The following is a 12,821-nucleotide window of genomic DNA, read 5'->3' on the forward strand; positions in this document are numbered from 1 at the left end:
CGGAGCAAGTGGCGTGGTGGGGGCACCCCGGGGGCGGGGGCGGGGGGGGCCCCGCCGCCCGCCACCAAGGCGGTGGCGGCCATCAGCGCGACCACCATCGGTCGAATCAGTGCGCGCAGTAGCCGGCGGGTTACCATATCTGCTCCCTGGCGGTTGCGAAAGGCGCGGCAGCCACGGCGGACGACAACCGTCGGTGACTCCGGCCGGTTCCTTGTCTCGGCTTCACGTGCGATACCTCCTACTGGTCGGCGGGACGGCGGATCGAGCTTCGGCACATCCCCGAGGCACGTGCTGGCGAGCTCTCCATCACCCCACGAACAGAGCCCGCGCTGGGTCCTCTGTGGACGGTCACTGTGCTTACTGGACGAGGTGGACGAGGGTGAGCCGTTCAGGGAAGAGCGGCGGGAACTGCACTCCGTGCTCGGCGAGCACCCGGCCGGGCAGCGTGGTGCCGCCGGTCCACCATGGCGGGCAGGCACGTCCGACGAATGCCGCGACGTCCGCAGTGAGGTCCAGCGGCGTGATCCGGTAGCCCGCGTCCGGGTCGAGCCCCGGGATGCGGACCAGCCCCGTGCGGGTGAGTTCCGAGGTGGCGACGGCGGCCACGGTGAACAGCGCCTCGGATCGGTCGGGGGCGACGACGCCGTGCACGTGGACGGCGGGGTCGGGGTGGTCGACCCTAACGACCCTTCCGGTGTGGAGCAGTACCTGGTGCCGCTGGTACAGCCGTACCCACTCGGCGAGGGCGGCCCGGTCGGCGGGTGAAGCGGACCGCAGATCCCACTCGATGCCGAGATGGCCGAAGAGCGCGGTGCCGGCGCGGAAGGCGAGGACTTGGGTACGCCTGGTGGTGTGCACGGACGGGGACCCGACGTGCGAGCCGATCAGCTCGGGGGGCAGCAGCAGCCCGGTCCACCGCTCGATCTGCTGCCGTTCGAGTGCGTCGATGCAGTCGCTGGCCCAGACGCGGTCGGTCCGGTCGAGGATGCCGAGGTCCGCCCGGCCTCCTCCGGACGCACACGATTCGATTTCCAGCCCGGGGTGCCTGGCCTTGAGGGTGTCGATCAGCCGGTACACCGCCAAGGTCTGCTCGCGCACCCCGGCCCGGCCATGCGCCGTCCGCCCCGGCTCGACCAGGTCCCGGTTGTGGTCCCACTTGATGTAGTCGATGCGGTACTCGGTGACGAGCGCGTCCATCCGCGCCAGGATGTACGCGAACGCGTCCGGATTGGCCAGGTCGAGCACCTGCTGGTGGCGGGCCTCCGGCGGCAGCCGGTACCCGGCGGAGAGGATCCACTCCGGATGTGCGCGGGCCACGTCCGAGTCCACATTGACCATCTCGGGCTCGAACCACAGGCCGAACTGCATGCCGAGCACACGGAGGTGGTCGACGAAGGCGTGCAGCCCGCCTGGCCACACCTGCTCGTCGACGTACCAGTCGCCCAGGCCGGCACGGTCGTCACGGCGGTGCCGGAACCATCCGTCGTCCAGCACGAACCGCTGCACACCCACCTCGGCGGCGAGGTCGGCGAGCTCGGTCAGCACCGCGATGTCCTGGTCGAAGTAGACGGCCTCCCAGGTGTTGAGCACCACGGGGCGGTGGGCGGACGGGTGCTGCGGGCGGGCCCGCAGGTACTCGTGGAACCGGGCGGACAGATCGTTGAGGCCACGTCCCCAGCCGCCGAAGACCCACGGCGACATGTACGACTCGCCCGGGCCGAGCGTGCCCTCGCCGGGCAGCAGCAGTTCCCCGCCGCCGAGCAGGCTGTACCCGTCGGGGGTACGCTCGGCCAATGTCCGGTGGTTGCCGCTCCACGCGACGTGCAGCCCCCAGACCTCGCCGCTCTCGAACGAGAACGCCGGTGTCCCCGCGAGCAGCAACGGCGTCGCGTCCAACCCCGTCCTCCCCCGGCGGTTGTCCCGCTGGTGGGTGCCGAGAGTGAACTCGTGCCGCTGCGGCGAGCGTTCTCTCAGATGCCGGCCGGAGAAGTCCAGGATCTCCCGGGCCTGGGCCGGCACCGGCAGCGCGAGCACCAAGCCGTCCAGGGTGTACGTCCGCTCGGGATCGTCGTTGGTCAGCACGGCACGCAGCCGCAGCAGGCCGGACGTGGTCAGCTCAAGCTCGATCTGCAGGCCCAGCCGGGCGTTCGGGTCCTCGGCGCTGACCATCAGCCGGTGCTCTACCGGGCCCGGCACCTCCTCGAACTCAACCCCGGTCACAGTGAACTTCGCCGAAAAGTCCCGCCCGTCGCGATGCCCCGACAGCCCCGGCGTACCGAGCCAACCGGCGGACTGTTCGGGCAGCACCGCGACGGGGACGACCGAGTCGACAGGTCCGCGCACGATCGGCGGGATGGAGGCCGCGGCCAGCGCCGGCAGGTTGTCGCGGTCGAGGTCACCGAGGTCCGCGCCCCAGTACACGATCCGTGGCAGGCCACCGTCCCGGGTGTCGACGATCACCGAGACGCCACCGGCGCATAAGTGCATCAGCCCGTCGATATCCATCACCGCTGCGGCCATGTCGTTGCTCATCTCTCTCACCGTTGCCTGGTCGACCGCAGCGTGCTGCGGGGGGCGGACGACAGTGCACCGTCAGTCCCGTGGCTGCGATTACCAGACGTCGTCTCGTACAGGCAGGGGGTCGGCGGTCATCGCCATGCGGTCGGTCATTCGTTGCAGCATGTCTGTCTTGGTCGTCAGGTATTCCGGGTCGTCCCACCGGTTGACGTGCTCGCCTGGGTCGTCGTCGAGGTCGTACAGCTCGCCGCGGACACCGTCGCCGCTGCCGTGGTATGCGACGATCTTGTGCCTTTCCGAACGGACCATGGTCGCGTACGTTCGCTGGCCGCCGGCGTTGTAGAACTCGCAGTACACGTCGTCGCGGTGCTCGGCGACCTTGTTGTCGATCAACGGCATCAGTGATCGGCCCTGGATGCCGGGCTCCGGGTCCGCGCCCACCGCCTCCAGCAGGGTCGGGGCCACGTCGACGAGCTCGACCAGGCCGCCTACCCGTCGTCCGGACGGCAGTCGACGTGGCCAGTTCAGGATGAGCGGAACGCGCACGGCCGGGTCGTAGAAGTACGGGCCCTTGAGGTAGATGCCATGGTCACCGAGCATTTCGCCGTGGTCGGCGTGGAAAATGACGATCGTGTCCTCGCGCTGCCCCGTGCGCTCCAGCGCGTCGAGAATACGGCCGATCTGCCGGTCGAGCATGTCGATCAACGCCCAGTACGCGGCGCGGATCACCCGGTGCTCTCGTTCGCTCATTTCGGAATGGACGAAGGTGCGCGCGGCGCTGTGTCCGCCGGCGTAGTGCTCCTGCTGGAGCAGTGGCTTGTTGTCGAGCTCGCCAGGCCGGAAACGTGGTAGCGGAATGTCGTCCAGCCGGTCGAGATAGCGCTCGAGCAGGTCCTTGGGTGGGTCGAACGGGTGGTGCGGGTCGTAGAAGTTGACCGACAGCAGCCACGGCTGCGGGAAGCCGGCCATCGTCTCGACGAACTCCGTGGCGGTCTCCGCGCACCAGGTCGTGTGCTGGTGCTGCTCTTCCATACCGATCTGGACGTGCTCGGTGTCCGGATGGGCCTGCCGCGCGAACGATATACCTCGGGCGCGCAGCCAGTTGCTGTACGCATTGGTCGGCCAGTCCATCGCCGCCTGCGCGGCGTTCGGCGGCGGCTGGTGCGACCAGCTGAACCAGCTGTAGCCATCGTCGATGCGGCTTTCCACCGGACGATGCGGGTGAGGGTGGGCGGCCCGGAGGTGTAGCTTCCCGACCAGCCCGCAGGTGTAACCGGCATCGGCGAGGACTCGGGGGAGAAGCCTCTCGTCGGCCGGGATGGACTGACCGTTCTGGCGGGTGCGGGTGGTGCGCGGGTAGCGGCCGGTCAGGAAGCTCGCCCGCGACGGGGTGCACACGGGACTCTGTGCGTAGGCGTGATCGAACACCACGCCCCCGTCGGCTAACCGGTCCAGGTTCGGCGTCTTGACGAACGGATTGTCGTAGCAGCCCAAGGTGTCGAAGCGCTGCTGGTCGGCACAGAGCCAGAGAATGTTCGGACGCTTGGTCGCCGGCATCAGTGGTCATCTCTCGAGGGGGCGTCGCTGAACTCCCACCTCTCGGCCCGTTCAGGCCGCGGGGTGAGTTGCTGGACCATTTCCATGTTCCCTACCTGAAGCCAAGGGCTGGAGACGGTCAGCGGGGGTCACCATTCTGGTCATGATGGGAGGACGCCAGCGGCTCAAGCCGATGACGGATGTAGCTGAAGTGGGCGACCATCGCATCGGACATCCCCTCACCGGCGCCAAGCGCCGCGACGATGTCCTTGTGCACGCGTGCGGGATGGCCCGGTTCGCCGGGAAGCGAGTCGAACAGCCTGTGGAAGAGCTCCCAGAAGAGGTCGATGAGCGACGACACCAAGCCGTTGCCGAGTGGCTGATAGAGCCGCTCGTGGAACGCCTTGTCGAGGTCGCCGAGTGGCTCGCCGGCCAGTTCCCTGCGCTCCATCTCGTCGGCGAGGCCCGTCAGGTCCTCGAGGTCAGCCGGCGTCAGGCACTTGGAGACCATCTCGATGAGGCCGACTTCGAGCGCCTCGCGCACGACAAGCACCTCATACAACGATGCGCCGCCGATGGCGATCTGGTACGGAAGCTGCTCCAGGATCGGCCGGAACGAGAACTCACTCACGAACAGTCCCCGCCCGGAGACCGCATTGATCACGCCAAGCGCCTGCAGGCTGCGCGTCGCTTCGCGTAGCGAGATCCGGCTGATCCCAAGACCCTCCGCGAGCTTCGCCTCTGAGGGCAGGGGGTCCCCCGGACGCAGGCCGTGATCATCGATGTACTCGCGCAGCCGTTGCTGCGCCACCCGGAACGTTTCCCCGTGCACTGGCTGCATGTCCTATAAGCTAGCAGCTAGCTTATAGCTCTTCAATAACGCGCCGTAATCTATTGTTCATGCACGTAACGCACGATACGTTCCCTCCCATGCGTCGTACGCTTGTCGAATCGTCAAACACTTCGGCCCTTGCCCGAGGGCTGCACGTGCTGCGGGAGCTCGTGGACGAGGGCTCACCGCTGACCGCCACGGAGATCGCCCGGCGAATCGGGGTGCACCAGAGCTCGGTGTCCCGAATACTCGCGACGCTGACGCAGGTGGGATATGTCCGCAAGACCTCGGACCGGCGGTTCGCGCCGGACTTTGGGGTGCTATCGCTGATGTCCGCGACCACCTGGTTTCCGCTGATCCGCAAGCCGCGGGCGGCAATGGAGGCGATCGCCTCCGCCCACCCTGGGCTCGACGCCACGCTGTGTGTCCTGTGGCGCGGCGAGATGATCTATTTCCTGAGAACCGGCGGCGACATCGGCACCGTCGACTTCGGGGCGGGCTTCCCGGTCCACCTCTCGGCCCCCGGTCTGCGGATGCTGGTCGACCTGCCCGAAGACGAGGCGCTGGAGATCCTCCGGCAATCTCGCCATCGGTACGGTTGGCCCGGCACCGCGGCGGTACCGGCGACCGAGGAGGATGTCCTCGCCTTCGCCCGCGTCAATGTCGAGCACGACGTGCTCGTGTTGCCGGAATGGGGGTTCGCCGGCATGGTCGGCGCCGCGATCCCCGTCAAGACCGACGAGGACCACCCGGTGGCCCTCGCGCTCACCGGCGACGTCCGCATCGCCGACCCGGCAACCCTGCGACTGTGGCTACACGATGCCCGCCGCACCGTCGAAGCCGCACTCGCCGCGCGTTGAAGCCATCCCGAGGCCCGCCCAATTCCCTCCCACCCAAACGCATCTCCCGTAAAAGGAGCCTGATGTGATCGGCACACCCTTCTCCCGGCGTACCGTCCTGAAAGCGGCCGCTGGCGCCGCCGGCATCGCCGTCCTCGCCGCCTGCGGCAAGGACGGCGGCAGTACCTCCACAACCGGCGGAGTCCTCAACGTGTGGGGCGGCGTGCCGGCCGAGAGCGGCCCGAACGCCATGATCGAGGCATTCCAGAAGCAATACCCCGACATCAAGGTCACCTACACCCGGTACGTCAACGACGACCAGGGCAAACTCAAGCTCGACACATCGCTGCAGGGTGGCGTGCCGATCGACGTGTTCTTCTCGTACGACAACCCGACCCTCGGCAAGCGGGTCCAGGCGGGGCTGACCGTCGACCTCACCGACCGGGTCAAGAACGACTCCGATCTGGCGCAGTTCGGGGCGGACGTGTCCCCAGCGGCGAACCTGGTGTACGACGGAAAGCTCTACTCTGTGCCGGCGCAGAAGGCGCCGACGTTGATCTTCGCCAACGACACGATGCTGTCAGAGGCCGGCGTCACCATCCCCGACGGCTGGGACATCAACGAGTACCGCGAGGTGGCAAAGAAGCTCAGCAAGGCCGGCACGGTGTTCGGGACGTTCAGCGCGCCGCCGATCCACCGGTACACGCTGGGCCCGGACTACTACTACAGCGAGGATGGCAAGTCCTCGTCGTTCAGCGATCCGGTGTGGCGGCAATACTTCGAACTCGCCCTGGCGATGCAGGAGGAAGGCAGTGCGCTGCCGCGGCGGACGATCATCTCCGAGAAGCTGCAGACCTTCAGCCACGGGCCGTTGCTGACCGGCCGGGTGGCGCTGCTGCCGGCGCAGGTGTTCGTACTGCGCTACATCAGCGACCTAGAGGAGTTCCCGCACGGCTTCAAGGTCCGCGCCCTGCCGAACCCCGTACCCGTCAAGGGCCAGGAGTTCTGGAACGACGGCCCGATTGGTGACCACATCTCGATCAGCGCCAAGTCCAAGCAGCAGGACACGGCGTGGACGTTCGTGAAGTTCTGGATGAACAACAGCAACCTCATGACCAAGGGCGGCCGGCTGCCGTCGATCCTCGACCCGAGCAAGCGGTCCCAGACGATCGCGGACCTGCTCGGCCCGGAGCGCGACAAGCTGTACGATGTCGCGTCGTTCGAGAAGGTGATCTTCGGGACCGAGTACAAGTTCCCTATCGACACCATCACCACGGCGTCCAACCAGGTCGACACCATCTACAAGAAGCTCTACGACCAGGTACTGCTCGGCCAGATCACGGTCGACCAAATGGTGACGCAGGCGACCAAGGAGGCCGACGACGCCATCAAGGCGGCGGGGTGAGCGCCGGCACCTTCCCGGCAGGCGCTGACGGGCGGACCGGTGACACCCGCAAGCGGCGGAGGGTGGCCGGCCAGTCGGGCCACGTCGGCTGGCTGTTCCTCGCCCCGAACCTGGTCGGCTTCCTGAGTTTCACGCTGCTGCCGCTGCTGACAGCGATCGCCATCGCGTTCACCAGCTGGAACGTGGTGTCCGGCTACGCCGGCATCACCTTCGTCGGTCTGGCGAACTTCGCGGAGGCGCTCGGGGACGGCGCGCTGTGGGGAGCTGTCGGCCGCACCCTGCTCTACGCGAGCATCGGGGTTTCAGCGTCCATGATGGGCGGGCTGGGCCTGGCACTGCTGCTCAATCGCGACATCGCCGGCCGCACCCTCCTCCGGGTGTTGTTCTTCCTGCCACACGTGGTGACCTCGGTCGCGATCGGCCTTGTGTGGCTGCTGCTGCTCAACCCCGACAGCGGTCCGGTCAACGCCGGGCTGCGGGCGCTCGGCGCCGACACCCCACCGGACTGGCTGGTCTCCCAGACGTGGGGACTGCCATCGCTGGTGATGATCGCAGTATGGTCGGCCGTCGGCTATAACGCCGTCATCTATCTGTCGGCGCTGCAAGCCGTGCCGGTCGACCTGTACGAGGCGGCGGCGATAGACGGCGCCGGCGCGTTCCGGCGATTCACCACGGTGACCTGGCCGGCGCTGATGCCCACCACCACTTTCCTGGCGATCACGATGACGATCGGCCAGTCGCAGGGCTTCGGTCTGATCGCGTTCCTGACCCAGGGCGGACCGGGCGAATCGACGACAACCCTGTCGTACTACATGTACCAGCAAGGGTTCCAGTTCTACCGGTTCGGCTACGCCGCCGCCGTAGGCATGATCAGTTTCGTCGGGGTCCTGCTGCTGACGGCATTCTTCTGGCGGTTCCAAAAGGGACGAGGGCTGTACACGTGAGCACTCTGCAGACGGCCGGTACGCGCCGATGGCGGCGCCGCGGCGGCAATCTGGGCGCCTCGCTGCTGGCGTGGGCCCTGGCGGTGCTGTTCGTGGTGCCGTTCCTATGGATGCTGTCGTCGTCACTCAAACGCAACATCGACGTGTTCACGCTACCCATCAGGTGGATCCCCGACCCGGTGCACTGGGCGAACTACGCCGAAGTGTGGATCGGCGAGAAGTCGATGGTCACCTACTACGTCAACTCGCTGATCGTGACGCTGACCGGCGTGCTGGGAGACCTGACGACGTCGGCGATGGCCGGCTACGCGTTCGCGCGGCTGAAGTTCCGCGGCCGGAACAAGATCTTCCTGCTGTACCTCGCGACGGCGATCATTCCAGCGCAACTGTTGCTCGTCCCGCGGTTCATGTTCTTCCAGCAGCTCGGCCTTTACGACACGCTGTGGGCCTTGATCCTGCCGGGTGTGTTCACTGTGTACGGCACGTTCCTGCTGCGGCAGGCATTCGCCGCGGCACCGGACGCGCTCGGCGAGGCCGGCCGGATCGACGGCGCCAACGAATGGCAGGTGTTCTGGCGGGTGTACCTGCCGCTCATGCGGCCGATGCTGGCGGCACTGGCCATCATCAGCTTCGTCAGCACCTGGAACGACTACGAGACCCCGCTGGTGATGCTGACCACCCCGAGCAACTTCACCATCCCGCTGGGCCTGACCACCTTCGCAGACTCTGAAGGCGGCATCTCCGCCGGCCTCGCGATGGCCGCGGCGGTGTCGGCACTGGTACCGGTCGCCGCGGCGTTCGTGATCTTCCAGCGCCAGTTCGTGGAAGCGCTCGCTCACTCCGGGATCAAGTAAAGCCACCGAAACCACCGCAGCCAGATAGGACAGCTCATGCGACACGAGGTCGTGACCTCGGACATCACGGTCGTCGGCGGCGGGCTCGCCGGGGTGTGCGCGGCAGTCGCCGCCGCGCGCCTCGGCCACCGCGTTGCGCTGGCCACCAACCGACCGGTGCTGGGTGGCAACTCCAGCAGCGAGGTACGGGTGTGGGTGTGCGGCGCCACCGGCCACGGCGTGCACCACTTCGCCCGCGAAGGCGGTGTCATGGGGGAACTGCTGGTCGAAAATCAGTACCGCAACCCGGAAGGCAACCCGTACTACTGGGATCTGGTGGTGCTCGACGCGGTCCGCGCCGAGCCGAACATCACGCTGTTCCTCAACACCGACGTCCGCGAGGTCGCCGCCAGCGGCCCCGACGACGCCCGCCGCATCGACTCGGTGACCGGCTGGATGATGGGCTCGGAGCGGCTGATCCGGTTCGACAGCCCGCTGTACCTCGACTGCACCGGCGACGGCCTGGTGGGCCACCTCGCCGAGGCGAGGTACCGGATCGGCCGGGAGGCCCGCTCGGAGTACGGCGAGCCGTGGGCGCCCGAGGTCGCCGACGACATCACCCTCGGCAGCACGCTGTTGTTCTACACAAAGGACGTCGGCGAACCGACGCAGTATGTGCCGCCGAGCTTCGCCAAGGACATCACCGCCACGCCGATCCCCGAACATCGGATCATCCGGGCCGGCGACAACGGCTGCGCATACTGGTGGATCGAGTGGGGCGGCGAGCTGGACACGGTGCACGACAACGACCGCATCCGCGACGAGCTATGGTCGGTGATCTACGGCATTTGGGATCACATCAAGAACTCGGGGAAGTTCGACGCCGACACGATGAGCCTGGAATGGGTCGGTGCCTTGCCCGGCAAACGGGAGTACCGCCGGTTCGTCGGAGACCATACTCTCACCCAGCACGACATCATCGACCAGGTCGAGTTCGACGACCGGGTCGCCTTCGGTGGCTGGTCGATCGACCTGCACCCGCCCGGCGGCATGTACGCCACCGAAGCCGGCTCGAAGCACCTGTACTCCACCGGCGTGTACCACGTCCCGTACCGCAGCCTCTACTCCGTGAACTGCGCCAACATGCTGATGGCAGGCCGCGACATTTCCGCCAGCCACGTCGCGTTCGGCTCCACCCGGGTGATGGCGACGTGCGGCACCCTCGGGGAGGCCGCCGGCACCGCCGCTGCGTTGTGCGTCCAGCGCCGGCTCAGCCCGCGAGAGCTGAGCGAGCGTCACAGCAGCGACCTGGTACAGACACTGCTGCGGCAGGACGGCTCGATCGTCGGCCTGGCCGCGCACGACCCTGCCGACCTGGCCGCCACCGCGTCCGTGACCGCGTCGTCGTACATCCGGTCGCCGGCGTTGCGGCCCAACGGTGAGACCCAGGAGCTGACCAGCGACATCGCCGTCGTGATACCGGCCGGGCCGCTGCTGGAATCGGTGTCGCTGCTGCTCAGTGGCGACGGCGAGGTGACCGTCGAGGTATGCGTCGGCGACCGCGGCCAAAACTACGTACCGGCTCGGCAACTGGCGTCAGCGACCGCCACCGTCGCCGGCGGCCGGCCGCAGTGGGTGAGCTTCGTCCTGGCCGGCCGGCCGATCAAGCTTCCCGAGGGCCTGCCGGTCATCGTCGTCCTGCGCAGCGTTCCGGGTGTGACCGTGCACCTGGCGGACAACACGGTCCCGGGCGTGCTGGCACTGATCAACCAGCCGGGCAAACGCTCACCGGACGACCAGATGCCGCTCGGATCGCAGCAGGTGCTGGCCTGGCGGTCGATCCCGCTGCACCGCCGCGCACCGGCGATCCGGCTCAGCCCCGACACCGAAGCGCTCGCGCCCGCCCGGGTGCTCGACGGCTACCAACGGGCCTATGGCAGCGGCCCACACATGTGGTGCTCCGACCCGGCCGACGACGAGCCGTGGCTGCGACTGGACTGGCCGCAGCCGACCATGGTGCGCCGAATCGACGTGATCTTCGACGACGACGTCCATGAAGACCTCATCAACCTGCACCACCACCGCACCCCCGGCCGCGAGATGCCCACCCTGGTCCGCGACTACGTCATCGAAACCGCCGGTTCTGACGGCGACTGGGTCGAGCGGCGCATCGAGACCGGCAACCGCCGCCGCCACCGCGTCCACGACCTGACCGAGGCGGTGACCACCACCGCGGTACGGCTACGTCTCACCGCCACCAACGGCGCCCCATCCGCACACGTGATCTCCCTTCGCGTGTACGCGTGACATCGACCATCGAGACCGTCCAGCCACGAACGACCCCGAATGCCTTCGACAACGGTACGGACGCTCGCCGGCCTGACGCCGGGCCCGGCGTCAGGCCGGGGGCAGAACGAGCCACCCCGCATCCGTTCGTGACGGTCGTGCCAGGCCGCGTAGAGCAGCGAAGCGACGTCCGCATCGGTCACGCTCCCCGGCAGTATCACATCCGGGCAGCTCATGACGCTTTCACCACTTGGCAGGTCTGTCGATGAACATCTTCCCCAGCAAGGCTCTGCGGTCGATCCGGGCGAGCGATACGGTCCTCACCTGGGCCGGTGCGATCGAGGTCGAGCACACGGCGGGCTGGTCGCGAGGCTGGCGGCTGCCCCGCAGCCGGCTTCGCCTCTTCCCCGGCCGGCGGCTGCAAGGCCATGCCCAGGCGCAGGCGGGTGTCAGGATCACGTTCGGCACCGACGCGACCGTGCTGCGGGGGCGATGCCTGTCCGCCGACGGCGTCGGCCCGGTCGACCTCGTGGTGCACGGGACGCTCGTCGACGCACCCGTAGCCTCGGACGGATCCTTTCACTTCGCCGAACTGCCGCCCGGCGACAAGATCATGGAAATCTGGTTACCGCAGGGCGGCGATTTCCGGCTGGTGGAGCTGGCCGTCGACGAGTCGGCGCGACTATGGGCGACACCGGCCACGCCTCGCCCGCGGCTCATCACCTACGGCAGCTCGATCACCCAGTGCCGCGCGGCCGCATCGCCGTCGCGAACCTGGCCCGCCCTGGTCGCGCGTAGCCTCGGCCTGGATCTGACCTGTCTCGGATTCGACGGTGAGTGCCACCTGGACCCGATGGTCGCACGCTTGATCCGGGACCGTCCCGCCGAGGTGATCATCACCTGCCTCGGCGTCAACGTCTACGGCGCCGGCACGTTCACCAAGCGCTCGTTCCTGCCCGCGGTCCTGGGATTCGTCAGTACCATCCGGGACGGCCAGCCCCGGGTGCCCATCCTGGTCATGTCGCCGATCTTCTCACCCAGCCGCGAGGAGCAGACCGGGCAGACCGGAATGAGCCTGGCCGAGATGCGTGCCGACATCGCCGAGGCCGTGCGCCTGCTGCGCGAACACGGCGACGCGGATGTTCACCTGATCGACGGGCTCGACGTGTTCGGACCGGCCCAGGAGTACCTACTGCCGGACGGCCTGCACCCGAACGCGGACGGCTACGCCCACATGGCCACCTCGATCACACCGCTCGTACGCGCACACCTCCACCCGAACCGCCAAGCCACCGGACGGCGGCAGCGACGGTCACGTCCAATCGGGAGTGAGTGAACCGTACAGTCCCAGTGGTCTGACGCGGCACTAGGCCGGGGTGATGCGGAGCAGGCCCACCGCGTTCTTGGTGAGGGAGAGTACGCGGTTGAACTCGGCGGGACGGTCCATGCTGAAGATCGCGTTCCGGGCGAACGTCGTGGTCTTGTTGTGGTTGTAGTTGTTGTTGGTCGCGTCGACCAGCCAGGCCTCCACCCGGATCCGGTCGCCGAACACGCTCTTCGGGATGCTGCGGATGGTCAGCTTGGTCGACCGGTTCCTGGTGCCGGTCTCGGCCTGGTAGTTCCAGTACA

10 protein-coding genes are annotated in these 12,821 nt (G+C 67.8%); 6 read left to right on the forward strand and 4 right to left on the reverse strand.

Translation table 11 applies throughout. From position 1 onward, the window contains the following. Window positions 1-357 precede the first annotated feature (357 nt). The 3 genes from MBA17_RS48595 to MBA17_RS48605 form a co-directional block, all read right to left on the reverse strand. Entirely contained in the window at window positions 358-2,532 is a 2,175-nt protein-coding gene (locus tag MBA17_RS48595; protein WP_238505762.1) for an alpha-galactosidase, read from the reverse strand. Between the two features lie 78 nt (window positions 2,533-2,610). Next, window positions 2,611-4,074: a sulfatase family protein gene (locus MBA17_RS48600; protein ID WP_238505763.1), complete on the reverse strand. Its 1,464-nt coding sequence runs from the start codon at window positions 4,072-4,074 to the stop codon at window positions 2,611-2,613. 118 nt (window positions 4,075-4,192) lie between these two features. Beyond that, window positions 4,193-4,894 (reverse strand): FadR/GntR family transcriptional regulator, encoded by a 702-nt coding sequence (locus MBA17_RS48605; RefSeq protein WP_238505764.1) that lies wholly within the window; start codon window positions 4,892-4,894, stop codon window positions 4,193-4,195. Window positions 4,895-4,983: 89 nt separating this feature from the next. On the opposite strand from MBA17_RS48605, the gene MBA17_RS48610 reads away from it, so the two are divergent. The 6 genes from MBA17_RS48610 to MBA17_RS48635 all read left to right on the forward strand — a co-directional run bounded on the left by MBA17_RS48610 (window position 4,984) and on the right by MBA17_RS48635 (window position 12,528). Beyond that, window positions 4,984-5,745: an IclR family transcriptional regulator gene (locus tag MBA17_RS48610; RefSeq protein ID WP_238505765.1), complete on the forward strand. Its 762-nt coding sequence runs from the start codon at window positions 4,984-4,986 to the stop codon at window positions 5,743-5,745. A gap of 64 nt (window positions 5,746-5,809) precedes the next feature. After that, entirely contained in the window at window positions 5,810-7,129 is a 1,320-nt protein-coding gene (locus MBA17_RS48615) for an ABC transporter substrate-binding protein (RefSeq protein ID WP_238505766.1), read from the forward strand. After that, window positions 7,126-8,073: a carbohydrate ABC transporter permease gene (locus MBA17_RS48620; RefSeq protein WP_238505767.1), complete on the forward strand. Its 948-nt coding sequence runs from the start codon at window positions 7,126-7,128 to the stop codon at window positions 8,071-8,073. Before MBA17_RS48615 ends, MBA17_RS48620 begins: the two co-directional genes overlap by 4 nt. Continuing rightward, window positions 8,070-8,927 (forward strand): carbohydrate ABC transporter permease, encoded by an 858-nt coding sequence (locus MBA17_RS48625; RefSeq protein ID WP_238505768.1) that lies wholly within the window; start codon window positions 8,070-8,072, stop codon window positions 8,925-8,927. Before MBA17_RS48620 ends, MBA17_RS48625 begins: the two co-directional genes overlap by 4 nt. 36 nt (window positions 8,928-8,963) lie before the next feature. Further along, complete coding sequence (locus MBA17_RS48630) at window positions 8,964-11,213, forward strand: FAD-dependent oxidoreductase (protein ID WP_238505769.1); 2,250 nt, start codon at window positions 8,964-8,966, stop codon at window positions 11,211-11,213. A gap of 244 nt (window positions 11,214-11,457) precedes the next feature. Then, window positions 11,458-12,528 carry an SGNH/GDSL hydrolase family protein gene (locus MBA17_RS48635; protein ID WP_238505770.1) on the forward strand — a complete coding sequence of 357 codons (1,071 nt, stop codon included), beginning with the start codon at window positions 11,458-11,460 and terminating at the stop codon, window positions 12,526-12,528. 30 nt (window positions 12,529-12,558) lie between these two features. On the opposite strand, the gene MBA17_RS48640 is transcribed toward MBA17_RS48635, so the two are convergent. Further along, window positions 12,559-12,821: hypothetical protein (locus tag MBA17_RS48640; protein ID WP_238502877.1), on the reverse strand; the 263-nt coding region annotated here is incomplete at its 5' end.

It is taken from the genome of Dolomitihabitans soli (assembly GCF_022213955.1).
Taxonomy (GTDB): domain Bacteria; phylum Actinomycetota; class Actinomycetes; order Streptosporangiales; family Streptosporangiaceae; genus Streptosporangium_A; species Streptosporangium_A soli.

Coding starts and splice junctions, on each gene's coding strand:
- MBA17_RS48630 (WP_238505769.1), top strand. CDS start 8,964: ATGCGACACGAGGTCGTGACCTCGGACATCACGGTCGTCGGCGGCGGG.
- MBA17_RS48595 (WP_238505762.1), bottom strand. CDS start 2,532: ATGAGCAACGACATGGCCGCAGCGGTGATGGATATCGACGGGCTGATG.
- MBA17_RS48610 (WP_238505765.1), top strand. CDS start 4,984: ATGCGTCGTACGCTTGTCGAATCGTCAAACACTTCGGCCCTTGCCCGA.
- MBA17_RS48635 (WP_238505770.1), top strand. CDS start 11,458: ATGAACATCTTCCCCAGCAAGGCTCTGCGGTCGATCCGGGCGAGCGAT.
- MBA17_RS48605 (WP_238505764.1), bottom strand. CDS start 4,894: ATGCAGCCAGTGCACGGGGAAACGTTCCGGGTGGCGCAGCAACGGCTG.
- MBA17_RS48600 (WP_238505763.1), bottom strand. CDS start 4,074: ATGCCGGCGACCAAGCGTCCGAACATTCTCTGGCTCTGTGCCGACCAG.